Raw genomic sequence first — 22,937 nt, forward strand, 5'->3', positions numbered from 1 at the left:
GACGTTGGGCGGTTCGGCCGGACACAATGCGGCCATGGTTGATCACGTTCGAGATGCTTCACGCCCGGATTTCCTCAGCAAGCCGTCGCTACGAGGGGAACAGGTGCTGCTCCGGCCAGTCACGGTGGATGACGTGCCCGCGTTGATGCCGATGTTCCTGGACACAGAGGCAGCACGGCTGACCGGCAGTCATGACGACGGTGTGCCCGATGAGGGGCGACTACGTACCTGGTACGACAGTCGTCGGGAGCAAGATGAACGGCTGGACCTTGCCGTGGTCGAGCTGGCGACGGGGAACGTCGTCGGCGAGGCGGTCCTCAACGAGTGGGACCCAGGCAACGAAAGTTGCAGCTTCCGCATCTGCCTGGTGCCCGGCACCTACGGATCTGGCCTGGGGACGGAGGCGACCCGTCTGATCGTCGGGTACGGCTTCGAGAAGCTGGGGCTGCACCGCATCTCGCTGGAGGTCTATGCGTCCAATCCGCGAGCCCGCCGCGCTTACGAGAAGGTGGGGTTCGTCGCCGAGGGCGTACTGCGTGACGCGCTGCTCTGGGAGGGCGAGCGGGTGGACGCGACGGTGATGTCGATCCTGGCGCCGGAGTGGTTCCAGCACGGTGGACGTCCGGAAACAACCGGTCACGCGTCGGTCTGACCCTGCCGCTGGCGTCAGGTCGCTCGTTGTTCCGCTCATGACGAGCCGGGGTGATCTGACCGACGCTGAGTGGGCCGTGCTGGAGTCACTGTTGCCGGTGAGCAACAACCGATGCGGCCGGTGGCGGGACCACCGCCAAGTGATCAACGGAATCATCCACCGGCTCGGCACCGGGGCGCAGTGGAGAGGGCTCCGGAACGTTCTGGCCCGTGGAAGACCGTCCACAAGCGCCACCCAGATGCCGAAGGTCGCGCCCTCCGCGGCCAGCTCGGGGCGCCCCCACGCCGCTCACCTCTGTTGCAGCCATCCACGGTACTGGCACGGCGGCGCTTGCGTGACCCTCTGAGCGCACTCGCGCCGAACCTTCACAAGCGCCGCCCGTCAGGAGCGTTCAGCTGCCGACGCGCGTGTAGGTGAGGAACACCGCGCCGCTCTTGAGGACGGTGTGGTCTGCGAGTGTCCAGGTGCGCGGGTCGAAGGCAGCCTTGCGGGAGAACAGCGGGATCCCGTCGCCGATGGTCAGCGGGCCGACTTTGAGGATGAGCGTGTCGATCTCGGCGTACAGGGAGCCCGCGAGCTCGGCGCCGCCCAGTAGCCAGATGTCCTTGCCAGCCTGCTGCTTGAGTTCGTGCACGGTCGCCACCGGGTCGTCAGCGACCAATTCGACGGCCGGGTCCGGGCTCTCGGTCAGGGTCCGGGAAAACACCAGGTGGCGCAGGTGGGGGTAGGCGTCGGTGATGCCGGCCGCAAGGCCGATCTCGTAGCTGCGCCGCCCCTCCAGCACGGTGTCGAAGTGCGTGCCCTCCGCCGTGACGGACAAAGCCTGCCGGGCCTGGACGGGCAGCGTCTCCGGGTACTCGGCCACGAGGTGCTGTATGTAGTCCTCCGGTATGGGCCAGAAGCCGTTGGGACCGGTGGGGTCCCCGCCGTCCGGGCCCGCGATGAAGCCATCGAGAGTGGTGGCGATGTAGTGGACGAGTCTGCGCATGCCGGGTCCCTTCCATTGGTCATGCCGGCGCGCTACTGCCCGGCACTGCCGGATGGCATGCCGAGGTGCGAGGCCGCTGAGTGATCATGGCACTCGTCTCAACCAGCGCGAGCACCGTGCCGCCAAATCTCGTGAACATTCGCCCGCGCCAGGGTTCAACTGCTGCCCAAACCAGCCGACAAACGCTGTCACTTGAAGTGGACAAAGCCAATCCGCGCCCATCAGCATGCGGCCGGTGCTCCGAGGAAGCCGCCACCGGCCCCTGCCGGCTAGGGCGAAGGGGGCTGCGCAAAGACCAGTTCACGTGTGCGCGCACATGCGCCGCAACCGCCGGGAGGCGGTGGCGCACCCGGCGAGGCCCTGGACCGCTCGCGCGGCGGGCTGACCACGAAGGTGCACCTGGCCTCGGATGGGCTGTGCCGTCCGCCGGCCTTGCTCGTCACCCCGGGGCAGCGGGCCGACTGCACCCAGTTCATCCCCGTCATGGACAAGGTCCGGGTCCCGCGCGTGGGTTCGGGCCGGCCACGGCGGTTGCCGGACAGCGTCAGCACCGACCGTGCCTACAGCAACAGCAAGATACGCGCCTATCTGCGACGCAGGGGAATCAGCCATGCCATCCCGGAGAAGCGCGACACCATCGCTGCCCGTGAGCGGTGAGGCTCACGCGGCGGGCGGCCACCGGGCTTCGCCACCGAACGCTATGCCGCGCGGAACACGGTGGAACGGGCCGTGAACAAGCTCAAGCAGTCCAGAGCCGTCGCAACGCGCTACGACAAAAGTGCGTACGTCTTCCTCGGAACCGTCACCGCCGCGGCCATCCTCATCCGGCTCCGCTCGTGATCGGGGAGACAGGGCCTAGGCGTTCAGCTCCGCCAGCACCCGGAGCGTGTGCGGGTCCGGTGACAGGGCCAGCAGATCCGTCACCGGGCCCGCGCGCCACAACTCCAGCCGCTCGGCGATGCGTTCACGCGGGCCGACCAGGGAGATCTCGTCGGCGAAGGCGTCCGGCACGGCCAGCACGGCCTCCTCGCGCCGTCCGGCCAGGAACAGCTCCTGGATCCGCCGGGCCTGCGCCTCGTACCCCATGCGGGCCATCAGGTCGGCGTGGAAGTTGCGGGCCGCGTGCCCCATGCCGCCGATGTAGAACCCGAGCATGGCCTTGACGGGCAGCAGCCCCTCGGCCACGTCGTCGCACACCTTCACCCGGGCCATGGGTGCCACCAGGAACCCCTCGGGCAACGTGCGCACCGCCTCCCCGTACACCTCGGGCCGGCTCGGCGCCCAGTACAGCGGCAGCCAGCCGTCGGCGATCCGGGCCGTCTGGGCGACGTTCTTCGGGCCTTCCGCGCCCAGCAGGACAGGGAGGTCGGCGCGCAGGGGATGGGTGATCGGCTTGAGCGGCTTGCCGAGGCCCGTGCCGTCCGGCCCGCGGTAGGGGAGGGGGTGGAACCGTCCGTCCACCTCCACCGGTGCCTCCCGGCGCAGCACCTGCCGTACGGCGTCCACGTACTCCCGGGTCGCGGTCAGCGGCGACTTCGGGAACGGCCGGCCGTACCAGCCCTCCACCACCTGAGGTCCGGACAGGCCGAGCCCGAGCAGCACACGTCCGCCCGAGAGGTGGTCCAGGGTGAGCGCGTGCATCGCGGTGGTGGCCGGCGAGCGGGCCGCCATCTGGGCAACTGCCGTGCCCAGTCCGATCGTCGAGGTCTGCGCGGCGATCCAGGTCAGTGCCGTGAAGGCGTCCGAGCCCCAGGACTCCGCCGTCCACACGGAGTCGTAGCCGAGCCGTTCCGCCTCCTGGGCGAGCGGTACGTGTCCGGCGTCAGGACCGCGTCCCCAGTAGCCGAGTGCGAGTCCGAGCCGCATGCACGGACCTCCTGACGTACCGTCAGTTCCAAGCCGGGAGGCGACTGTACGACAACGGCCCCCCGCCCGGAAGGGCGAGGGGCCGGTGCGGTACGGGCCACGGCTCAGCCGCGCTGGATGCCCGAGGTGTCCTGCAGCACGCCACGGCGGCCGTCCTGGGTCTGCGCCACCAGCGCGGCTCCGCGCTGCTCGACAGCCAGGTACCAGGTTCCCGGCGCCAGTTCGGCGATCGGGTTCGGCGAACCGTCCTCCCCGAACAGCGGACGGGCCACCGGCACGGCGAACCAGAACGGAGAGAAGTCCCCGACCGGAGCACCCGGCGCCGCCGGAGCACCCTGACCGGCCGCCGGAGCACCGGGCCCGGCCGGCGGCTGCTGACCGAACGGCTGACCCGGCTGCGGCTGGGCGCCGTACGGCTGCTGCGGCTGGGCGCCCGGGTAGCCGTAACCACCGGCCGGCTGGGCGCCGTAGGGCTGCGGGGCGACCGGCTTGGGAGCCGGGACCAGGGCCGCCTGGAGGGCGGGGACCAGGGGGGTGGCGATGGCGGCGGCGGCCAGGACGAGCGCGGCGATGAGGCCGAGGATGAGGCCGGCGCCGGCGTCCACGTTCTCGAGGTCGATCAGCATCCACAGCAGCGTCCAGGCCGCCAGGACCGCGAACGCGGTGCCGACCGTGCCGAGGTCCAGTCCGGCGACCTTCCGCGGCTGCGGCAGGCAGCGGTTGACGACGATGAGGGCACCACCGATCACCGCGCCCATGAAGATGCCCAGGCCTATGCCCAGGGAGTCCCAGGCGTTCTGGCTGAACTCGCCATACCCGGTGGAGTAGCTGGTCAGGTCGAGGAACGACGCGATGAACAGCACCACCGCTGCTCCGATCACCACGCCGTCGCCTCTAGTGAGGGAGCGGATATTCACTTCAGGTCCTTCGTAGGTCGTCTCGTCGTCGTAGACACTATCGCCCGCAAGATCCGGCCGTCCGGCCGGATCCGCCCGTCGGTCACGACTTGCGCAGGAAACCCACGATTCCCTCAGAGATCCCCTGCGCAGCCTTCTGCCGCCAGGCGCCGCTGGTCAGCAGTGCCGCGTCCTTGGTATCGCGCATGTTGCCGCACTCGATGAACACCTTGGGAACCGTTGACAGATTGAGACCGCCCAGGTCCGTACGCGTGACGAGACCGGTACCTCCGCCAAGGTAGTTGGAGGCCGGCTCGCCGGTCTCGCGGACGAAGTTGCCCGCGATGCGCACCCCGAGATCGTGGGACGGGCCGACGATGGCGCGGGTGTCTGCCGCACCGGCGTGCACGGAACCCGGCAGGATCACATGGAAGCCGCGGTTGCCCTCGGCGGAGCCGTCGGCATGGATCGAGACGGCCGCGTCGGCGTGCGCGGTGTTCCCGATCCGGGCCCGCTCGTCCACGCACGGCCCCCAGGGCGGGCTGTCCCCGTCGCGGGTCAGCTTCACCGTGGCGCCCTGCTGCTCCAGGAGCGTGCGCAGCCGGTGGGCGACGTCGAGGGTGAACCGGGCTTCGGTGTAACCGTCGTTGGTGGACGTACCGGTGGTGTCGCACTCCTTCCGGTTCGTCCCGATGTCCACGGGCCGGTTGATCTCGGCCGTGTGCTGGAAGTTGCCGGGATTGTGCCCCGGGTCGACGACGACGACCTTCCCCTTGAGCGGGCCGGAGGCGTTCGGCCGGGCGGAGGGCGAGGCGGACGTGCCGCCGTGGTCGTCCTTGCCGTCGGTGCCGGGCGAGCCGGTCAAGGCCGAGGGGGAGGAGGACACCGCGGAGGTGCGCGGGGCGGGTGCCGGGGAGGCCGTGCGGTCCTCGCCGCCCGGCCCGCCGCCGCCCACCGCCTCGTACACCACCCAGCCGAGCAGCGCGCCGGGCACCAGCGCGGCCAGTGCCACGGTCAGTGGGCCCCGCCGGGGGCGGCGGGGCTGTGGGGGATCGAAGTCCGGGCCTGTGTAGGACACGTCTGCGACTCTAACCGGGGTGTCAGATCCCTGCTCCCGTTCGCCGCAGGACGCGCAGCGAGCGGGTTACGGAGACCTCCGTGAACGCGCCGGACTCCAGTGCCCGCAGGTACACCCGGTAGGGGGCCTGGCCGGTGAACTCGTCCTCCGGGTGCGGGAAGACGTCGTGGATGACGAGCAGGCCGCCCTCGGCCACGTGCGGCGCCCAGCCCTGGTAGTCGGCGGTGGCGTGCTCGTCCGTGTGGCCGCCGTCGATGAACACGAACCCGAGCGGGGAGTTCCAGATCCGCGCGATCTGCGGGGAGCGGCCGACGAGGGCGACCACGTGCTCCTCCAGGCCGGCCCTGAACAGCGTGCGGCGGAACGCGGGCAGCGTGTCCATCAGGCCGATCTCCGGGTCGACCGTCTCCGGGTCGTGGTAGTCCCAGCCGGGCTGCTGCTCCTCGCTGCCCCGGTGGTGGTCGACGGTCAGCGCGGTGACCCCGGCCGCACGCGCCGCGTCGGCCAGCAGAACGGTCGAGCGCCCGCAGTAGGTGCCCACCTCCAGCAACGGCAGCCCCAGCCGCCCGGCCTCCACCGCAGCCGCGTACAGCGCCAGCCCCTCGTCCACGGGCATGAACCCCTTGGCCGCCTCGAACGCGGCCAGGATCTCGGGCTGGGGAGCGGTGGGCATGGGGCGGCCTTTCGGTCGTACGACTGTCCGACCGCCCATGCTGCCGCACCCCCTGTCACGTGTGTGACAGGGGGTGCGGACAGCGCCCCGGAAAGGGCGCGGGGCTGTGTCCGATGTGTGCCTCCGCCGCGTGGGCGCGAGCGGCCACCACGAAGCCGCAGCCGCCGGACGGCAGACCCCCGTACCCCACCGGGCGCTACGCGGTCACCGTCTCACCCGGCAGGGCAAGGTCCACGTCAACCGCCCCCTGCTCACCGGAGTGCGTCGCCGAAGAAGCCAGCGGCCCATGCCCGGACGCCCGCGCCGCCAGCACGTACGCCCCTTCGGCCGGCACCGCCAGCGCATAGCTGCCGTCCTCGTCGGACACGGTCGCCCCCGCCTGCCGGCCCCGCCGGTCGATCAGCGTGACCTTGGCCCGGGCCACCGGCGCCCCCTCCGCGTCCAGGACGCGTCCGCGGAAGCCGCGCAGCACCTCCTCGGCCCGCTGAAGCACCGCGTCCTCCTCGCTGCTGGCCCGCAGCTGCGTGTGCTGCTGAGCCGGGCGCGGGGCCTTCGGCAGGAAGACCGCCAGCAGCAGGCCCACCGCCACCGCGGCGGTCGCGATCAGGAAGGAGACGCGGAAGCCGTGCATGGTCGGGATCTCGATGCCGCCGGCGTCGTTCGCCGTGTTGGCGAGCACCATGCCGATGACGGCGCTGGAGACGGACGTGCCGATGGACCGCATCAGCGTGTTCAGACCGTTGGCCGCGCCGGTCTCCGAGGCCGGCACAGCGCCGATGATCAGCGCGGGGAGCGAGGAGTAGGCGAGGCCGATGCCCGCGCCGAGGACCACGGACGTGACGATCGTCTGCCAGGCCGCGTCCATCAGGCCGAGGCCGCCGCCGTAGCCGAGGGCGATGATCAGCAGGCCCATGATCAGCGTGGTCCTGGCGCCGTAACGGGCGGACAGCCGGGCGTACACCGGCGCGGTGAACATCATCGTCAGGCCCAGCGGAGCCACGCACAGACCGGCGACGACCATCGACTGGCCGAGGCCGTAGCCGGTGGCCTTCGGCAGCTGGAGCAGCTGGGGCAGGACCAGCGAGACGACGTAGAAGCTGACGCCGACCATGATCGAGGCGAGGTTGGTGAGCAGCACCTCGCGGCGGGCGGTGGTGCGCAGATCGACCAGGGGTGCCGGGGTGCGCAGCTCGTACAGGCCCCACAGGACGAGGACGACGACGGACGCGGCGAACAGGCCGAGCGTCGTGCCCGAGGACCAGCCCCAGTCGCTGCCCTTGGTGATGGGCAGCAGGAGCAGCACCAGGCCGGTGGACAGGCCGAGCGCGCCGAACAGGTCGAAGGAGCCCTCGGCGCGCATCGGGGACTCGGGGACGACGAGGAGGGTCAGGGCGATGGCCAGGGCACCGAGGCCGGCGGCGCCGTAGAACAGGGCGTGCCAGTCCGTGTGCTGCGCGACCAGGGCCGCGGCGGGCAGCGCGAGGCCGCCGCCGACGCCGATCGAGGAACTCATCAGGGCCATGGCCGAACCGAGCTTCTCGCGCGGCAGCATGTCGCGCATCAGGCCGATGCCGAGCGGTATCGCGCCCATGGCGAAGCCCTGGAGCGTACGGCCCACGATCATGGTGATCAGCTGGCTGGTGAGCGCGCTGATCAGGGCGCCGGCCACCATCACGGCGATGCTGAGGATCAGCATGCGGCGCTTGCCGTACAGGTCGCCGAGCCGGCCCATGATCGGGGTGGAGACGGCGCCGGACAGCAGGGTCGAGGTGAGGACCCAGGTGGCGTTGCTGGGGGCGGTGTCCAGCAGCTGCGGCAGGTCCTTGATGACCGGCACGAGCAGGGTCTGCATCACTGCGACCACGATGCCCGCGAAGGCGAGCACGGGGATCACGGCCCCGCCCGCTCTCCGGGTGGGCTGATCGGTCGTCGTGTCTGTCATGTGAGGCCTTCCGCGTGTCATGGGTGCTGGGTGAACCTCGTATGCACAGGCAACTATTCCGTTGCTTCGGGCCCCTAATGAATCCTTGACCGGCCCATGGGTTTCTGATCTGCCGTCAGGTCTGGTGGGTTGTTGGAACGCGTTCTAGTCTGCGGGCCATGAAGGCCTATGTCGCCGGTGTCGGAATGACCCGGTTCGAGAAGCCAGAGACGCGGGAATGGCAGTACTGGGACATGGTCCGGGAGGCCGGGAGCGCGGCGCTCGCGGACGCCGGGATCGCCTACAGCGACGTGGAACAGGTTCCCGTCGGCTACTGCTTCCAGCCCTCGACCGCCGGCCAGCGCGCCGTCTACGAACTCGGCCTGACCGGCATCCCCGTCCACAACGTCAACAACAACTGCGCGACCGGCGCCACCGCCCTGATGCTGGCCCGCCAGCTGGTCGAGGGCGGCGTCTGCGACTGCGTGCTGGCGCTGGGCTTCGAGAAGATGAAGAAGGGCGCGCTGGGGGGAGGGGCCGGGGGAGAGGACTTCTCGGTCTCTCCCGTCGCCCGGCACTACGGGATCATGGCCGCCCGGCACGGCTTCGCCGCGGCCCCGCCGACCGCGCAGATCTTCGGCGCCGCGGCCCGCGAGCACATGGAGAAGTACGGCACGACCGAGGCCCAGCTCGCCGCGGTGGCCGCCAAGAACCACCGGCACTCGGCGCACAACCCGTACGCCCAGTTCCGGGACGTGTACGAGGTCGACGACGTCCTCGCCGCGCGCATGGTGCACCACCCGCTCACCAAGCTCCAGTGTTCGCCGACCTCGGACGGCGCGGCAGCGGTCGTGGTGGTGTCGCAGCGGTTCGCCGAACAGCGCTCCCTGACCGGCCTCGCCGAGATCGCCGGGCAGGCCATGACCACGGACACCGAGGCGTCCTTCGCCTCCGGCTCCTGCATCGACGTCGTCGGGCAGCCCATGTCCCGGGAGGCGGCCCGGCAGGCGTACGAGAGCGCCGGGCTCGGCATCGAGGACGTGGACGTGATCGAGCTGCACGACTGCTTCTCCGTCAACGAACTGCTGACGTACGAGGCGCTCGGCATGTGCGCGCCGGGGGAGTCGGGGAAGCTGGCCGAGTCGGGCGCGACGACGTACGGCGGCCGGTGGGTGGTCAACCCGTCCGGCGGCCTCATCTCCAAGGGCCACCCGCTCGGCGCGACGGGCCTCGCCCAGACGGCCGAGCTGGTCTGGCAGCTGCGCGGCGAGGCGGGACAGCGGCAGGTGCCCGGCGCCCGGGTCGGGCTCGCGCACAACATCGGGCTGGGCGGGGCGGCGGTGGTGACCGTGATGCGGGCGGCGTAGTCCCGGACTTCGCCGGCTTTCTGCTCGTGCTGCTGTGGCTGCCGCGGAGAATTTCTCCGAGTTCCGCGAACCGAGGCAACGGTCCGGGCGGCCCGTGGACTCCTTCTGACATCTAGGAGGTGCCCATGGGGGATCGGAAGCAGGCTCGGAACGAGGAGTTCCAGAGCTTCATGACCGGCCGCTGGCCGCGGCTGATGCGCACGGCATTTCTCCTCACGGGGGAGCAGCACGCCGCGGAGGACCTGGTCCAGTCGACGCTCGAACAGGTCTTCGTGGCATGGCGCCGGGTCGGCTCGGCCGACGACCCGGAGGCGTACGTACGCCGCGTGATGATCAACGCGCACGCACGCAAGCACAGAAGAAGGCTGAAGGAGTTCCTGGCGCCGAAGGACGACTCGGGCCTGGTGCGCGAAGTGGCCGACACAGGCGACCGGATCGCGCAGGCCGACGACCGCAGCGCCCTGCTCGAGGCGCTCGCCCAGCTGCCCGTGCGGCAGCGGGAGGCGGTGGTGCTGCGCTACTGGGAAGACCTGACGGAGACCCAGACGGCGGAGGCGATGGGCTGCTCGGTCGGCACGGTCAAGAGCAACGCGGCCAAGGGGATCGCGAAACTCCGCGCCATACCGGGACTGGCGGACATGGTGACGCACGGAGGGCGGAAGTGATGAGCGCGGACCGGGAGAACCACGACATGACACAGACGGACATCGCCCTCCTCCTCGCGGACGCCGCGGACGAGGTCGAGATCGGCATAGCCCCCGTGCAGGCGGTCATGCGCGGCGGCAGGCGGCGCAGAGCCCGGCGGTGGGCGGTGGCTGCGGCCACGGCGCTGGTGCTGGCCGGGTCGACGGGCGCCCTGGCGGTGACGGGCCTGCCGGGCGGCGGGCACGCGGACCGGCAGACGAGCGTGGCGAAGCCGCCGGCCTCGGCCGAGGCGCGGCACGTGTACACCCCGCAGAGGACCACGCTGGCGCGGGGGACCTACCAGGGCAAGGAGTGGAACGTCAGCGTCGAGGTGTGGGGGGCCCCGCGCACCGAGGCGGAGGCGGACCGGCAGTTCAACGCCATGTACGAGCTGGGCATCAAGCCGGCGGACGCCCGCAGGCCCGCCGACCTGATCGGCAAGACGTCGTACTTCGCGACCCGTGGCTGGGGCGACGACCGGTCGCAGCAGGTCGTGTTCGACTCGGTCGAGAAGTTCGAGCGGTACTCGGGCACGGACCTGCAGGCCTTCGCGACCCGTCTGGGACGCGGCGGCGAGACCTCCGGCCGGCTGGTGATCGGCATGGTCGCCAAGACCGCCCGGCAGGTCACCTGCCACTGGAGGGACGGCACCACGGCCGTGGCCGAGCCGGCCGAGGGCTTCTCCGCCCACGACACGGGATCGGCGATCCGCGCGGTGGACGGCTTCCAGGGGGCCGACTGGTTCGTGTGCACGGCACCGGCAGGGACGTCCTACGGGTCGGCGGAGGTGACGAAGTAGGCCCGCCGGGAGGTCACAGCCACCCCTGCTGCCGGGCCTCCCGTACCGCCTCCGCCCGGTTCCGGGTACCCGTCTTGCCGATGGCGGCGGACAGGTAGTTGCGGACGGTGGACTCGGACAGATGGAGTCCGGCGGCCACATCGGAGACGGTCGCCCCGTCCGCCGACGCCTTCAGCACATCGCACTCGCGGGCGGTCAGCGGATTCGGCCCGGCGCTCAGCGCGGCCGCGGCCAGTGCCGGATCGACCACGGTCTCTCCAGTGAGCACGCGCCGGATCGCCTGGGCCAGTTCCTCCACCGGCCCGTCCTTGACGAGGAAGCCGGCCGCTCCGGCCTCCATGGCCCGGCGCAGATAGCCGGGCCGGCCGAAGGTGGTGAGTATCAGCACCCGGCAGTCGGGCGCCTGCTCACGCAGCTCGGCCGCCGCGTCCAGCCCGCTGATGCCCGGGAGTTCGATGTCCAGCAGGGCCACGTCCGGCCGATGCGCCAGCACACCGTCCACGATGCCGTCACCCGAGGACAGCTGGGCCACGACCTCGATGTCCTCCTCCATACCGAGCAGCAGGGCGAGGGCGCCACGCATCATGCGCTGATCCTCGGCGAGCAGAACCCGGATGCGCTTGGCGGGCCGGTGATCCGGGGGCATCTCGTTCATGGGCTCAGGGTACGGCGGACACCGGAGCCCGGTGCGGTGCCGACGTCGGCGTCAGCCGGGCTGTCGGGCCGTCCCGGGCTCCGGGGCACCGGCCGCCGTCAGTGCGTCGCGGGTCAGGGGAAGTTCGGCGGTGACCGTGAAGCCGCTGCGCGGTGCCGGCCCGGCCGTGAGCGAGCCGCCCGCCGCCGCCAGGCGCTCGGTCAGTCCCTTCAGGCCGGTGCCGCCGATGCCCTCGCGCGGCGGGCGGACGGCCCTGCCCGTGCCGTTGTCCGCGACCGTCAGCCGGGCCCGCTCGGCGGCGCCCTCCACGGTGATCTCGCAGCGGCTCGCGTCGCTGTGCCGTACGACGTTCGTGACCGCCTCCCGCACCACCCAGCCGAGCAGCGCCTCGGTCTGCGGGTCGAGCGGTGTCCCCGACCGGCGGACCACCGGCTCCACGCTCGCCGCGGCCAGCGCGGAGCGGGCCCGGGTCAGCTCGGTGGCCAGGCTGCCCTCGCGGTAGCCGGTCACCGCCTCGCGGATCTCGGTGAGCGCCTGCCGGCCCACCGACTCGATGTCCGTGATCTGCCCCAGCGCCGCGTCCATGTCGCGCGGGGCCAGCCGGCGGGCCGCCTCCGACTTCACCACGATCACCGACAGGGTGTGCCCGAGCAGGTCGTGCAGATCGCGGGAGAACCGCAGCCGCTCCTCCTCCACCGCACGCCGGGCCAGCTCCTCGCGGGCGTCCCGCAGCTCCCGCACCGCCTCCGAGAGGCTGAGGATCGCAGCGGTCACCATGCTGGAGATGAAGGTGGCGTACCCGATGCCCGACGCGTCTCCCCAGCCGCCGCGGACGTAGGAGACGGCACCCGCGTAGACGGCGAGCAGCAGGCCCGCACGGGCCAGCCACGGGCCGCGCAGGGAGGCGCCCGTCGCCAGCCCGAGCAGCGGGAAGAACGTCAGCCAGTCACCGCCGTACCCGAGCGCCAGGCCCGTGGTCAGCAGCCCCATCAGCGCCAGCGCCACCCGGGTGGACACCGCCTCCCGCTTCGCCCGGTCGAAGGAGCGGAAGGTGACGTAGATGTACAGGGAGTTGAAGGTGAGCAGGCCCAGACCGCCGACCCACGGGTTCGGGGTCCTGCCCTGGAGCAGATTGGAGAAGGACCCGAGTCCCATCAGCAGCCAGGGCAGCAGGGCGAAGCCGGTGGGGGGCGGCCCCGGATGCTCGGCGTCCGCGGAGGCGCGCTTCCTGCCGGCCGCCCGCCGCGCGGCCTTGAAGCGCTCGTGCTCCGCCTTCCACTCCGTCCGTGCCGCCTGCCAGGCCTGCACCTGGCACCGCAGTCTTCGCGCCCGCGTCATCTCCGTGTTTCCCCCGATCGACCGGTCCCCGCCCGTCGGCGGTGCGACAGCCCGGCGTACGCACCGAACACTACGGAGCCGGGCCCCGTCCCGGCAGATGCGCATGTACGGACTCGGGCAGTACACATGTCACTGCGCCACCTCGTCTGACACCGCGTCAGGAGCCTTCACAACTGTGGAGCGCTGGGCTATACAGAGGGCGCCGGACTGGAACGCGTTCTAGATCGGCTCGCAGCGACCCCGGTGCGGCCGACGGTGCGGACGTCCGCGCCGGGGTCTTGATCCGCCAGTGTCAGGAGCCGTATGCCCATCGACGCAGCGAAAGCCCTCGCGGCCGAACCCCGGACCGGCGAGATCTCCTGGACCACCAAGGACGTGCAGCTCTACCACCTGGGCATCGGCGCCGGCATCCCCGCCACCGACCCCGACGAGCTGCGCTACACCCTGGAGTCCCGGCTGCACGTCCTGCCGAGCTTCGCCACCGTCGCGGGCTCCGGCGCGCCCGGTGTGATCAGCGGCCTGTCCATGCCCGGTGTGCAGGTCGAGCTCGCCAAGGTCCTGCACGGCGGACAGACGCTCCTGATCCACCGCCCCATCCCGGCCGAGGGCACGGCGACCGCGACGAACCGGCTCGCCGCCGTCTACGACAAGGGCAAGGCCGCCATCCTGGTACTGCGTACCGAGGTCGCCGACGCCGACGGCCCGCTGTGGACCAACGACGCCCAGATCTTCGTGCGCGGCGAGGGCGGCTGGGGCGGCGACCGAGGCCCCTCCACCCGGCTCGAACCGCCCACCGGCGCGCCCGACAGGACCGTCGAACGCCCCGTCCGCGAGGACCAGGCCCTCCTCTACCGGCTCTCCGGCGACTGGAACCCGCTGCACGCCGACCCCGAGTTCGCCAAGCTCGCCGGCTTCGACAAGCCGATCCTGCACGGGCTGTGCACCTACGGGATCACCCTGAAGGCGGTCGTGGACACGCTGCTCGGCGGCGATGTCACCCGGGTCCGCTCCTACACGACACGCTTCGCCGGTGTGCTGTATCCGGGCGAGACACTGCGCATCCGTATGTGGCGGCAGCAGGAGAGCGTCCGGGTGGCCGTGAGCGCGGTGGAACGGGACGACGCGCCGGTCCTCGCGGACACCGTCGTAGAGCACTCCTAGCACTCCTGAAACCAGTGAAGAGGGGAGCCGCACCATGCGCGCAGCCGTACTGCACGAGATCGGCCAGGAAAAGCTGGAGGTCCTCGACGACGTCGAGGCGGTGGGCTTCGGCCCCGGCAAGGTCAGGGTCCGGGTGCGCGCCACCGGGCTGTGCCACTCGGACCTGTCCGCGATGAACGGGGTGCTTCCCCAGCCGGCTCCCTTCGTGCCGGGTCACGAGGGCGCCGGCGAGATACTGGAAGTGGGCGAGGCAGTACGGCACTTGAAGCCCGGCGACCGGGTCGTCCTGTGCTGGCTGCCCGCCTGCGGTGCCTGCCCCGCCTGCAGACGCGGGCAGACCCAGCTGTGCCTGGCCGGGTTCATGAACGCGGGCACCCCCAACTTCAAGCGCTCCGGCGGTGACCTCTTCGGCTTCGCGGGCACCGGCACCTTCGCCGAGGAGGTCGTGGTCGACGCCGGCTGCGCCGTGCCCCTCCCCGAGGACGTGCCCTTCGACATCGCCGCCCTGATCGGCTGCGGGGTGACCACCGGACTCGGTGCCGCCCTCAACACGGCGGATGTGGAGGCAGGTTCGTCGGTGGCCGTCATCGGATGCGGGGGCGTCGGCATCTCGGCGGTGCAGGGGGCGCGGCTGAAGGGCGCCGCCGAGATCGTCGCCGTCGACCCGGTCGCCTCCCGGCGCGAGGCCGCACTGGCCTTCGGCGCCACGAAGGCCGTCGCACCGGACGAACTCGCCGACGCAAAGCAGCAGATCACCGCCGGCGAGGGCTTCGACTACGTCTTCGAGGTCGTCGGCAGGTCCGCCACCGCCCGCACCGCCTACGAGAACACCCGGCGCGGCGGCACCCTCGTCGTGGTCGGCGCGGGAGCCATGGACGACTTCCTGCAGCTCAACATGTTCGAGCTGTTCTTCGACGAGAAGCGCATCCTGCCGTCCATGTACGGCGGCGGCGACGTGCTGCGCTCCTACGAGCGCACGATCGCCCTGTGGCGGGCCGGCCGCGTCGACCTGGCGGGCCTGATCACCCACCGGGTGCCGCTCGCCGGGATCAACGAGGCGCTGGACCAGATGCGTACCGGGACCGCCCTGCGTACCTGCATCGAGATCTGAGGAAGCCGAGGACTCCCGGAATGTCACTGCCACTCGAGGGACTGTCCGCCGTCGTCACCGGCGCCGGACGCGGGCTCGGCCGGGCCGAGGCCCTGGAACTCGCCCGGCTGGGCGCGGCCGTCGTGGTCAACGACTACGGCCGGCCGGGCCGGGACGGGTCCGGCGCGGCGTCGGCCGCCCCTGCCGAGCAGGTCGCGGACGAGATCCGGGCGGCCGGCGGAAAGGCCTTGGCACACACCGGTGACGTCGCCGATTTCCGGCAGGCCGGTGAACTCGTCGGCTCGGCGATCGCCGAGTTCGGAAAGCTGGACATCCTGGTCAACAACGCCGGCATCCTGCGCGACCGCATGGTGTTCTCCATGACGGAGGACGAGTGGGACTCGGTGGTCCGCGTCCACCTCAAGGGACACTTCAACACCACCCACTTCGCCGCCGCCCACTGGCGGGAACGCTCCAAGGCGGCCGGGGGACCGGTGTACGGGCGGATCGTGAACACCTCCTCGGAGGCGTTCCTGGCGGGCTCCGCCGGCCAGCCCAACTACGCGGCGGCCAAAGGCGGAATCGTCGGCCTGACCACCTCCACCGCCCTCGCCCTCGCCAAGTACGGCGTCACGGCCAACGTCATCTGCCCGCGCGCCCGGACCAGGATGACCGAGGACGTCTTCGCGGGCCTCGAGAAACCGGACGAGGGCTTGGACCCGCTCGCCCCCGAGCATGTCGCCCCGCTCGTCGGCTATCTGGCCGCACCGGCAGCCGCCCGGGTCAACGGCCAGCTGCTCGTCGTGCACGGCGGCATGGTGGCCGTCATGGAACGGCCCCGGGTGCGGGCGAAGTTCGACAGCGAAGGGGAGACCTTCACCTACGACGAGCTCGACGCGTTGCTCACGCCGCACTACGCGGACCGGCCGCCCGGGGAGACCTTCGCGGCGGCGGACGTGCTGGGGCTGAAACGCGGATAGGGGGAGCGGGCAAGGAGAAAAGGAGAAGTGGAGCGGGCAAGGAGAAGGGGGCGCTCGTGGAACGAACGCCCCCTTCTCCTGCGTACCGTCAGACAGCCGCCTCGGACGTCTCCTGGACCGGCTTGCGGTGCCGGCCGTGCGGAGCCGTCTCGCTCTCCTGGGCCGCTACCGGGCCCCGGTGCCGGCCGTGGCCGGCGGTCTCGTAAGAGTCGGCAGACAGCTGCTCCGTCGTGCTGGTGTCGCTCATCGGACGTATTCACCCCGTCAACATGATCTTTCGTACAGCCGGGCGAGTGTAACCGGCGCACCACGGGCCGAATCCAGGAGCACACGCCAACCGGCACTAGTTCGTTACAAGGCGTCCCAAAGGCGCCTGCTGCAACGGCACCGGACGCGCCACCACCGGTTCCCGCACGACCGCGACCGCGACCTGTTGCAGGCCACCGGCCGTCGAATCCCCGCCGGTCAGGCCCGGTTCGGCCGCCGAGGCGACCACTTGCCAGGCGCCGGCCGCCGAACCCCCGCCGAGCGCACCCGGTTCGACCGTGACCACGTGCCAGGTGCCGGTCGCCGAACCCCCGTCGACCGCACTCGGTTCGGCCGTGACCACTTGCCGGCCACCGGCCGTCGAATCCCCGCCGGCCAGGCCCGGTTCGCGCGCGTCGGTGACCGGGCTCGGACGCGGCAGGGTCGGGGCAGGCTCCGGAGGGTCCGGTTCCGTCGCCGCCGGGGGCGCCACGGGCGCCCCGCCGGCGATGCCGTCCCGGACCGGACCCTCCAGCCCTGCCTCCCCCGGTCCCCCCGCCTCGATGGCAGCCGCGCCGGCCCTGCCGCCCCCGGCTCCCGCACCTCCCGTCGCGGCCGGAGCCGCGGCAATCCCGCTCACCAGGGGCCCCGCGCCCCCCGCTTCCCCCCTGGGGACCCTCAACTCCGCCACACCGCACGGGGTTTCCGTTGTGGCGTACGGCAGCCGCAGCACTCCGTCCTGCGTCCACAGCCCGGCCCCGGCCAGCCACCCGTCCGGCGCCGGAAGATGACGGAGCCGCCGCTCGGCCGGCCGCCAGACGCCCACCCAGGCGCCGAACGGCCCGTCCACCCGCAGGCCGACCGCGCAGTTCTCCGGCATCAGCACCTGCCCCGGCTGGATCGCGAACGGCGTCACCGCGCACTCCGGCACCCGCAGGCACTCGGGGAAACGCACCGGCAGAGTGCTGCCGAGTACGCCCCAGCCCAATCGTTCCTGCCCGGGGGAGGGCGCGTCGGAGGAGATCAGCAGCAGTCCGCTGTCGGGGTCGGCGAGCAGCAGCCGGTCGTCGCTGCCGTCCGCGATCTGCAGCAGCGGCGAGACCTCCCCGCCGCGCCCCAGGTCCACCACGACCGTCTTGGTGTGCCCGCCCAGCTCCCGGTCGAGCGCCAGCAGCCGCCCGCCGTGGTCCAGCCAGACCCCGCCCGAGCAGCGCCCCGGCACCTCGGCGAGCCGCTCCGGGCCGAACGCCCCGCCCGCCACAAGCCACAGCACGCAGCGACGCGGGCCGGCCGCCAGCGCGTACGCGCGCTCGCCCCCCGGCGCCGGCGGCAGCAGGGTCAGCCGGGCGCCGGGCTCCGGGCACTCCACCGCGCCCAGCGGCAGCTCGCCGGTGCCGGGCCCGGTCGGGTACAGCAGCGAGAAGGCGTGCCGTCCGTCCACCAGCCGGTGGATCAGCACCCGCCCGTCCCCCATCGGCTGCACCTCGGTGCCGGGCTCCTCCGGCTGATCGCCGGGCAGCGGCACCGCATAGGGCTCCGGGCCGTCCAGGGTCCAGCGCTCCGGGAACCAGGAGTCACCGGCCGGCGCGAGCCGGGCGGCGTACGCACCGTCCGCCGTGATCGCGCACCCCGCGCCCGGCACGCCGTCGGCCCCGTCCGCGGACGGGGATTCGATCGCACAGGCCGTCATCGTTCGGTCACCTCCTGCGACGAAGCTAGTTTTCGCACGCGCAGGCGTGGAACCGGCCGACTCCCGCTTCACACGTACGGGTGGCGCAGAAGCGATTCACCTGAGGAAACCGGGGCGTGTGTGCTGAGCGGGGGCAGACGCGGCGGATGCGGTACAGCCCCGCCGAACAGCCAGGTAGCCTTGGCCCGTGCCCCGTCTGTCTGAAGTCATCGCCGCGCTGGAGAACCTGTGGCCCGCCGAGCGGGCCGAGTCCTGGGACGCGGTCGGCACGGTGGCGGGCGACCCCGGCCAGGAGGTCACCCGGGTCCTGTTCGCCGTCGACCCCGTGCAGGAGATCGTCGACGAGGCCGTGAAGCTCGGCGCCGACCTGCTGGTCACCCACCACCCGCTCTATCTGCGCGGTACGACCACGGTCGCGGCCACGCACTTCAAGGGCCGGGTCGTGCACACGCTGATCAAGAACGACATCGCGCTGCACGTCGCCCACACCAACGCCGACAGCGCCGACCCGGGAGTCTCCGACGCCCTCGCGGGAGCCCTCGACCTGCGTGTCGTACGCCCCCTCGTGCCGGACCCCACCGACCCGGCGGGCCGCCGGGGCCTCGGCCGCGTCTGCGAGCTCGACCACCCCCTCACCGTCCGTGAGCTGGCCGCCCGCGCCGCCGAGCGGCTGCCCGCCACCGCGCAGGGCATCCGGGTGGCCGGCGACCCCGAGGCGGTCGTCCGTACCGTCGCCGTCAGCGGCGGCTCCGGCGACAGCCTCTTCGACCAGGTCCGCGCGGCCGGCGTCGACGCCTTCCTCACCGCCGACCTGCGCCACCACCCGGCCTCCGAGTTTCTCGGGGCTGTCGCCCCACGTCCCCTCGCGCTGCTCGACGCGGCGCACTGGGCCACCGAGTGGCCCTGGTGCGAGCTGGCCGCGAGCCAGCTCGACGAGATCTCCGACCGCCGCGGCTGGGACCTCCGCGTCCACGTCTCCAAGACGGTCACCGACCCCTGGACCGCCCACGCGGCGCCCAGCACCACGACTAGCTAACAGGAGCCCCCAACTGAACGCCGCGCCCGCCGACCAGATCCGACTCCTCGACGTCCAGGCCCTCGACGTCCGCCTGCAGCAGCTCGCGCACAAGCGGAAGTCGCTGCCCGAGCACGCCGAGATCGAGTCGCTGACGAAGGACCTCACGCAGCTGCGTGACCTGCTCGTGGCCGCGCAGACCGAGGAGAGCGACTGCGCCCGCGAGCAGACCAAGGCCGAGCAGGACGTGGACCAGGTGCGCCAGCGCGCCGCCCGAGACCAGCAGCGCCTGGACTCCGGCGCGGTCACCTCGCCGAAGGACCTGTCCAACCTCCAGCATGAGATCGCCTCCCTCGCCAAGCGGCAGGGCGACCTGGAGGACGTGGTCCTGGAGGTCATGGAGCGCCGCGAGGGCGCACAGGAGCGGGTGAACGAGCTGACCGAGCGGGTCGCCTCCGTCCAGTCGAAGATCGACGACGCGACCGGCCGCCGGAACTCCGCGTACGAGGAGATCGACGGTGAGGCCGCCACGGCCACCAAGGAGCGCGAGGTCGTGGCGGCCTCCGTCCCCGCGGACCTCCTCAAGCTCTACGACAAGCTGCGCGAGCAGCAGGGCGGCATCGGCGCGGCCAAGCTGTACGCCCGTACCTGCCAGGGCTGCCGCCAGGAGCTGGCGATCACCGAGCTGAGCGAGATCCGCTCCGCCGCGCCGGACACCGTGGTCCGCTGCGAGAACTGCCGCCGCATCCTGGTGCGTACGGCGGAGTCGGGTCTGTAGACAGGGGATGGGGCCGGTGCGGGAGTTCATCGTCGAGGCCGACGGCGGATCGCGGGGCAACCCCGGACCGGCGGGCTACGGGGCCGTGGTCCGCGACGCGTCGACGGGCCAGACCCTGGCGGAGGCGGCCGAGTACATCGGCGTCGCCACGAACAACGTCGCCGAGTACCGCGGCCTCCTCGCCGGCCTCCGTGCCGCCCACGCGCTCGACGCCTCGGCAGCGGTCCACGTCCGCATGGACTCCAAGCTGGTCGTCGAGCAGATGTCGGGCCGCTGGAAGATCAAACACCCCGGTATGAAGCCCCTGGCGACGCAGGCACGGTCCGTCTTCCCGCCCGACCAGGTCACCTACGAGTGGATCCCCCGGGACCAGAACAAACACGCGGACCGCCTGGCCAACGAGGCGATGGACGCAGGTGCCAAGGGCGAACAGTGGTCCGCGTCGGCGTCCCGGGCGGAGCTGGGCACCCCGCGCGCGCTCCGGGAGCCCTCCGGCCCACCCGGGGACGTGACGGCCGGTGCGGCGAAGGCCCGGGCGGCACTGGCGGAAGGCCGTGCGGCGGCGCCGGGGCCGGTGGCGGCACCGGCAAAGGACGGCGTCGAAGCACCTCACAGCGAGCAGCACCCGACCGCCCCCAGCGAGCCGCACGTGCCCGGCACCGGCACGGAAGCCCACGCCGCTCCCAGCGAGCCGCGCCCTTCACGCACCGGCGGGGCACCCCACGCCGCCCCCAGCGAGCCGCGCCCTTCACGCACCGGCGGGGCAGCCCCCGTCACGCCGAGCGAGCAGCGCCCCGGCTGGAGCGCCGCCCCCGATCTCGGCGCTCCCGCCACCTTCGTCCTGCTCCGCCACGGCGAAACCCCCCTCACTCCCCAGAAACGCTTCTCCGGCAGCGGCGGCACGGACCCCTCCCTCTCCGACGCCGGCCGCGAGCAGGCCCACCGTGTCGCCGAGGCCCTGGCACGGCGCGGCACGATCCAGGCCGTCGTCGCCAGCCCCCTCGCCCGCACCCGCGAGACCGCAGCCGTCGTCGCCTCCCGCCTCGGCCTGGACGTCACGGTCGACGACGGCCTGCGCGAGACCGACTTCGGTGCCTGGGAGGGTCTGACCTTCGGTGAGGTCCGCGACCGCTACCCGGCCGACCTGAACGCCTGGCTCGCCGATCCCGAGGCCCACCCCACAGGCGGCGGCGAGAGCTTCGCCGAGACGGCCACCCGCATGGCCGCGACGCGCGACAAGCTGGTCGCGGCCCACGCCGGCCGCACGGTCCTGCTGGTCACGCACGTCACCCCGATCAAGACCCTGGTCCGCCTCGCCCTCGGCGCCCCGCCCAAGTCCCTGTTCCGGATGGAACTCTCTGCGGCCTCCCTCTCCGCGGTGGCGTACTACGCGGACGGCAACGCGAGCGTACGGCTGTTCAACGACACGTCCCACCTGCGGCCCTGAGCCCGGCCGCGGCCCGCGCCAGTTCCTCGATCCGCCCCCAGTCCCCGGCGGCCACCGCACCCGCCGGGGCCATCCAACTCCCGCCCACGCAGCCGACGTTGGGCAGGGACAGATACTCCGGCGCGGTCTGCGGGCCGATCCCGCCGGTGGGGCAGAACCGCGCCTGCGGCAACGGCCCGGAGAGAGACCTCAGATAAGCCGTACCGCCCGCCGCCTGCGCCGGGAAGAACTTCATCTCCCGCACCCCGCGCTCCAGCAGCGCGACCACCTCCGAGGTGGTCGACACCCCGGGCAGGAACGGCACCCCGGATCCGCGCATCGCCTCCAGCAGTGCCCGCGTCCACCCGGGACTGACCAGGAACCGCGCCCCGGCGGCCGTACACGCGGCTACCTGTTCCGGGGCGATCACGGTGCCCGCCCCGACCACCGCCTCCGGCACCTCGGCGGCGATCGCCCGGATCGCGTCCAGCGCGGCCGGCGTCCGCAGCGTCACCTCGATCGCGGGCAGCCCGCCCGCCACCAGCGCCCGTGCCAGCGGTACGGCGTCGGCGGCGTCGGAGAGCGCCAGCACGGGCACGACGGGGGCGAGATCGAGCACGGAGGCAGCCGAGGAGGAGGGCAGCGGCGAGGTCATGCCCTCATCGTGCCCAGGTGCTGCACCACACGCAATGAGCGTTGCGCACACTGCAACGACGCGTCGTCCATCGGCCCCCGAACCGCGGCCCCACGACCCCGCGCCGGCCCTTCCTCGCCTCCGCCGCTCAGTGGATCTCGTCCACCAGCACATCCAGCGACCACGCCTTGCCCGCCCTGCCGGGCGCCGCCGCCTCAACGACGTACCCCAGCCCCCGCAGCGCCTCCACCAGCTCGGCGGGGTCCTGCGGCACCGCCCCGGCCGTCAGCAGGCTCCGTACGATCCGGCCCTTCGTCGCCTTGTTGAAGTGGCTGACGACCTTCCGGGTCGGCGCGTGCAGCACGCGTACCGTCGCCGTCCGCCCGGCCACCTCGCCCTTCGGCTTCCAGGCCGCCGCGTAGGCCGCGGACCGCAGGTCCAGGACCAGGCCGTCGGCGGCCGCCGGCGGGAGCGCCTCGGCCATCGGCGTCCGCCAGTGTCCGGCCAGCGCGCCGAGCCCCGGCAGCTTCACCCCCATCGAGCAGCGGTAGGAGGGGATCCGGTCGGTCACCCGCACGGCGCCCCACAGGCCCGAGAACACCAGCAGCGAGTCCGCCGCACGCCGCCGCGCGTCCGCGTCCAGCGTGGCCAGGCCGAGGGCGTCGTAGAGGACACCGGTGTAGATCTCCCCGGCGGGGCGGGCGCCGGCCGTGCGCAACCCGGCGTTCTTCGCGACCTCGCCGCGCAGCCCCTCGCTCAGCCCGAGCACCTCGCGTGCCTTCTCCTCGTCGGCGGCGCACAGCTCGGCCAGCTCACCGAGTACCGCCTCCCGGGCGCCGGACAGCCCCGGCAGGGACAGCGACTCCAGCTCCAGGGGGGCACCCTCGCCCGAGTTCGCCTTGCCTTCGGAGGGCGGCAGCAGGACCAGCAACACGTACTCCTTACGTAGACCTCCGCGCCAGGGTACGGCGTGCCGCCCCGGCGGCCCCGGCCTACGCTC

Annotated in this window: 22 protein-coding genes and 2 pseudogenes; 12 read left to right on the forward strand and 12 right to left on the reverse strand. The window is 72.3% G+C overall.

The window, feature by feature from the left end; translation table 11 throughout:
• The first annotated feature begins 34 nt into the window (after positions 1 to 34).
• Both ACZ4SF_RS04015 and ACZ4SF_RS04020 read left to right on the forward strand, forming a co-directional pair.
• Positions 35 to 652: a GNAT family N-acetyltransferase gene (locus ACZ4SF_RS04015; RefSeq protein ID WP_468377840.1), complete on the forward strand. Its 618-nt coding sequence runs from the start codon at positions 35 to 37 to the stop codon at positions 650 to 652.
• Positions 653 to 689: 37 nt separating this feature from the next.
• Positions 690 to 998: a transposase gene (locus tag ACZ4SF_RS04020; RefSeq protein ID WP_468377843.1), complete on the forward strand. Its 309-nt coding sequence runs from the start codon at positions 690 to 692 to the stop codon at positions 996 to 998.
• A gap of 45 nt (positions 999 to 1,043) precedes the next feature.
• On the opposite strand, the gene ACZ4SF_RS04025 is transcribed toward ACZ4SF_RS04020, so the two are convergent.
• Positions 1,044 to 1,640: a dihydrofolate reductase family protein gene (locus ACZ4SF_RS04025; RefSeq protein WP_468377846.1), complete on the reverse strand. Its 597-nt coding sequence runs from the start codon at positions 1,638 to 1,640 to the stop codon at positions 1,044 to 1,046.
• A 354-nt stretch (positions 1,641 to 1,994) separates the two neighbouring features.
• Here ACZ4SF_RS04025 and ACZ4SF_RS04030 point away from each other — a divergent pair.
• Positions 1,995 to 2,480: pseudogene (locus ACZ4SF_RS04030) on the forward strand (IS5 family transposase); the annotation flags it as partial.
• Positions 2,481 to 2,495: 15 nt separating this feature from the next.
• Here the strand turns inward: ACZ4SF_RS04030 and ACZ4SF_RS04035 are convergent.
• The 5 genes from ACZ4SF_RS04035 to ACZ4SF_RS04055 form a co-directional block, all read right to left on the reverse strand.
• Positions 2,496 to 3,506 carry an LLM class F420-dependent oxidoreductase gene (locus ACZ4SF_RS04035; RefSeq protein WP_468377849.1) on the reverse strand — a complete coding sequence of 337 codons (1,011 nt, stop codon included), beginning with the start codon at positions 3,504 to 3,506 and terminating at the stop codon, positions 2,496 to 2,498.
• A gap of 104 nt (positions 3,507 to 3,610) precedes the next feature.
• A complete protein-coding gene (locus ACZ4SF_RS04040) occupies positions 3,611 to 4,423 on the reverse strand; it encodes a DUF5336 domain-containing protein (protein ID WP_468377852.1) in 813 nt (270 codons plus the stop codon).
• Positions 4,424 to 4,505: 82 nt separating this feature from the next.
• Positions 4,506 to 5,480, reverse strand: a complete 975-nt coding sequence (locus ACZ4SF_RS04045; RefSeq protein ID WP_468377855.1) for an N-acetylmuramoyl-L-alanine amidase — start codon at positions 5,478 to 5,480, stop codon at positions 4,506 to 4,508.
• A 22-nt stretch (positions 5,481 to 5,502) separates the two neighbouring features.
• Complete coding sequence (locus ACZ4SF_RS04050) at positions 5,503 to 6,153, reverse strand: class I SAM-dependent methyltransferase (protein ID WP_468377858.1); 651 nt, start codon at positions 6,151 to 6,153, stop codon at positions 5,503 to 5,505.
• 196 nt (positions 6,154 to 6,349) lie between these two features.
• On the reverse strand, positions 6,350 to 8,095 hold the full coding sequence (locus ACZ4SF_RS04055) for an MFS transporter (protein ID WP_468377860.1): 1,746 nt from the start codon (positions 8,093 to 8,095) through the stop codon (positions 6,350 to 6,352).
• A gap of 158 nt (positions 8,096 to 8,253) precedes the next feature.
• On the opposite strand from ACZ4SF_RS04055, the gene ACZ4SF_RS04060 reads away from it, so the two are divergent.
• The 3 genes from ACZ4SF_RS04060 (at position 8,254) to ACZ4SF_RS04070 (ending at position 10,924) form a co-directional block, all read left to right on the forward strand.
• Positions 8,254 to 9,441, forward strand: a complete 1,188-nt coding sequence (locus ACZ4SF_RS04060; RefSeq protein ID WP_468377863.1) for a lipid-transfer protein — start codon at positions 8,254 to 8,256, stop codon at positions 9,439 to 9,441.
• A gap of 125 nt (positions 9,442 to 9,566) precedes the next feature.
• Positions 9,567 to 10,106 carry a SigE family RNA polymerase sigma factor gene (locus ACZ4SF_RS04065; protein WP_468377865.1) on the forward strand — a complete coding sequence of 180 codons (540 nt, stop codon included), beginning with the start codon at positions 9,567 to 9,569 and terminating at the stop codon, positions 10,104 to 10,106.
• Positions 10,106 to 10,924, forward strand: a complete 819-nt coding sequence (locus ACZ4SF_RS04070) for a hypothetical protein (RefSeq protein WP_468377868.1) — start codon at positions 10,106 to 10,108, stop codon at positions 10,922 to 10,924. Before ACZ4SF_RS04065 ends, ACZ4SF_RS04070 begins: the two co-directional genes overlap by 1 nt.
• A gap of 13 nt (positions 10,925 to 10,937) precedes the next feature.
• Here the strand turns inward: ACZ4SF_RS04070 and ACZ4SF_RS04075 are convergent, their stop codons facing one another.
• A complete protein-coding gene (locus ACZ4SF_RS04075) occupies positions 10,938 to 11,570 on the reverse strand; it encodes a response regulator (RefSeq protein ID WP_468378310.1) in 633 nt (210 codons plus the stop codon).
• Between the two features lie 60 nt (positions 11,571 to 11,630).
• Positions 11,631 to 12,917 carry a sensor histidine kinase gene (locus ACZ4SF_RS04080; protein ID WP_468377870.1) on the reverse strand — a complete coding sequence of 429 codons (1,287 nt, stop codon included), beginning with the start codon at positions 12,915 to 12,917 and terminating at the stop codon, positions 11,631 to 11,633.
• A gap of 303 nt (positions 12,918 to 13,220) precedes the next feature.
• On the opposite strand from ACZ4SF_RS04080, the gene ACZ4SF_RS04085 reads away from it, so the two are divergent.
• The 3 genes from ACZ4SF_RS04085 to ACZ4SF_RS04095 are packed head-to-tail and all read left to right on the forward strand — an operon-like array spanning position 13,221 to position 16,148.
• Entirely contained in the window at positions 13,221 to 14,078 is an 858-nt protein-coding gene (locus ACZ4SF_RS04085) for a MaoC/PaaZ C-terminal domain-containing protein (protein WP_468377872.1), read from the forward strand.
• A gap of 34 nt (positions 14,079 to 14,112) precedes the next feature.
• Positions 14,113 to 15,189: a Zn-dependent alcohol dehydrogenase gene (locus tag ACZ4SF_RS04090; RefSeq protein ID WP_468377874.1), complete on the forward strand. Its 1,077-nt coding sequence runs from the start codon at positions 14,113 to 14,115 to the stop codon at positions 15,187 to 15,189.
• Between the two features lie 20 nt (positions 15,190 to 15,209).
• Entirely contained in the window at positions 15,210 to 16,148 is a 939-nt protein-coding gene (locus ACZ4SF_RS04095; protein ID WP_468377876.1) for a 3-oxoacyl-ACP reductase, read from the forward strand.
• Positions 16,149 to 16,236: 88 nt separating this feature from the next.
• Here ACZ4SF_RS04095 and ACZ4SF_RS04100 read toward each other — a convergent pair whose 3' ends face one another.
• Both ACZ4SF_RS04100 and ACZ4SF_RS04105 read right to left on the reverse strand, forming a co-directional pair.
• Complete coding sequence (locus tag ACZ4SF_RS04100; RefSeq protein ID WP_468377878.1) at positions 16,237 to 16,395, reverse strand: hypothetical protein; 159 nt, start codon at positions 16,393 to 16,395, stop codon at positions 16,237 to 16,239.
• Between the two features lie 411 nt (positions 16,396 to 16,806).
• Positions 16,807 to 18,084, reverse strand: a pseudogene (locus ACZ4SF_RS04105) (hypothetical protein); the annotation flags it as partial.
• Between the two features lie 187 nt (positions 18,085 to 18,271).
• Here ACZ4SF_RS04105 and ACZ4SF_RS04110 point away from each other — a divergent pair.
• From ACZ4SF_RS04110 to ACZ4SF_RS04120, 3 genes are read left to right on the forward strand one after another with little or no spacing between them, the layout of a single operon-like run.
• Positions 18,272 to 19,120 carry a Nif3-like dinuclear metal center hexameric protein gene (locus ACZ4SF_RS04110; protein WP_468377880.1) on the forward strand — a complete coding sequence of 283 codons (849 nt, stop codon included), beginning with the start codon at positions 18,272 to 18,274 and terminating at the stop codon, positions 19,118 to 19,120.
• A 13-nt stretch (positions 19,121 to 19,133) separates the two neighbouring features.
• Positions 19,134 to 19,877, forward strand: a complete 744-nt coding sequence (locus tag ACZ4SF_RS04115) for a zinc ribbon domain-containing protein (RefSeq protein ID WP_468378312.1) — start codon at positions 19,134 to 19,136, stop codon at positions 19,875 to 19,877.
• Between the two features lie 16 nt (positions 19,878 to 19,893).
• Entirely contained in the window at positions 19,894 to 21,324 is a 1,431-nt protein-coding gene (locus ACZ4SF_RS04120) for a bifunctional RNase H/acid phosphatase (protein WP_468377882.1), read from the forward strand.
• Here the strand turns inward: ACZ4SF_RS04120 and eda are convergent.
• Together eda and yaaA are read right to left on the reverse strand one after the other, a co-directional pair.
• The gene (gene eda / locus ACZ4SF_RS04125) at positions 21,296 to 21,958 is read right to left on the reverse strand and encodes a bifunctional 4-hydroxy-2-oxoglutarate aldolase/2-dehydro-3-deoxy-phosphogluconate aldolase (RefSeq protein ID WP_468377884.1); all 663 of its coding nucleotides are present in this window, start codon (positions 21,956 to 21,958) and stop codon (positions 21,296 to 21,298) included. The genes ACZ4SF_RS04120 and eda overlap by 29 nt on opposite strands.
• 127 nt (positions 21,959 to 22,085) lie before the next feature.
• Positions 22,086 to 22,868 (reverse strand): peroxide stress protein YaaA, encoded by a 783-nt coding sequence (gene yaaA / locus ACZ4SF_RS04130; protein ID WP_468377887.1) that lies wholly within the window; start codon positions 22,866 to 22,868, stop codon positions 22,086 to 22,088.
• Between the last annotated feature and the right edge of the window lie 69 nt (positions 22,869 to 22,937).

Source organism: Streptomyces sp. NPDC027663, from assembly GCF_055566415.1.

Bases quoted from the DNA above. Each gene is read 5' to 3' on its own strand.
- ACZ4SF_RS04060 (WP_468377863.1), top strand. From the start codon at position 8,254: ATGAAGGCCTATGTCGCCGGTGTCGGAATGACCCGGTTCGAGAAGCCA.
- ACZ4SF_RS04090 (WP_468377874.1), top strand. From the start codon at position 14,113: ATGCGCGCAGCCGTACTGCACGAGATCGGCCAGGAAAAGCTGGAGGTC.
- ACZ4SF_RS04065 (WP_468377865.1), top strand. From the start codon at position 9,567: ATGGGGGATCGGAAGCAGGCTCGGAACGAGGAGTTCCAGAGCTTCATG.
- ACZ4SF_RS04055 (WP_468377860.1), bottom strand. From the start codon at position 8,095: ATGACAGACACGACGACCGATCAGCCCACCCGGAGAGCGGGCGGGGCC.
- ACZ4SF_RS04080 (WP_468377870.1), bottom strand. From the start codon at position 12,917: ATGACGCGGGCGCGAAGACTGCGGTGCCAGGTGCAGGCCTGGCAGGCG.
- ACZ4SF_RS04095 (WP_468377876.1), top strand. From the start codon at position 15,210: ATGTCACTGCCACTCGAGGGACTGTCCGCCGTCGTCACCGGCGCCGGA.
- ACZ4SF_RS04085 (WP_468377872.1), top strand. From the start codon at position 13,221: ATGCCCATCGACGCAGCGAAAGCCCTCGCGGCCGAACCCCGGACCGGC.
- eda (WP_468377884.1), bottom strand. From the start codon at position 21,958: ATGACCTCGCCGCTGCCCTCCTCCTCGGCTGCCTCCGTGCTCGATCTC.
- ACZ4SF_RS04025 (WP_468377846.1), bottom strand. From the start codon at position 1,640: ATGCGCAGACTCGTCCACTACATCGCCACCACTCTCGATGGCTTCATC.
- ACZ4SF_RS04100 (WP_468377878.1), bottom strand. From the start codon at position 16,395: ATGAGCGACACCAGCACGACGGAGCAGCTGTCTGCCGACTCTTACGAG.
- ACZ4SF_RS04035 (WP_468377849.1), bottom strand. From the start codon at position 3,506: ATGCGGCTCGGACTCGCACTCGGCTACTGGGGACGCGGTCCTGACGCC.
- ACZ4SF_RS04015 (WP_468377840.1), top strand. From the start codon at position 35: ATGGTTGATCACGTTCGAGATGCTTCACGCCCGGATTTCCTCAGCAAG.
- ACZ4SF_RS04050 (WP_468377858.1), bottom strand. From the start codon at position 6,153: ATGCCCACCGCTCCCCAGCCCGAGATCCTGGCCGCGTTCGAGGCGGCC.
- ACZ4SF_RS04070 (WP_468377868.1), top strand. From the start codon at position 10,106: ATGAGCGCGGACCGGGAGAACCACGACATGACACAGACGGACATCGCC.
- ACZ4SF_RS04020 (WP_468377843.1), top strand. From the start codon at position 690: ATGACGAGCCGGGGTGATCTGACCGACGCTGAGTGGGCCGTGCTGGAG.
- ACZ4SF_RS04075 (WP_468378310.1), bottom strand. From the start codon at position 11,570: ATGCCCCCGGATCACCGGCCCGCCAAGCGCATCCGGGTTCTGCTCGCC.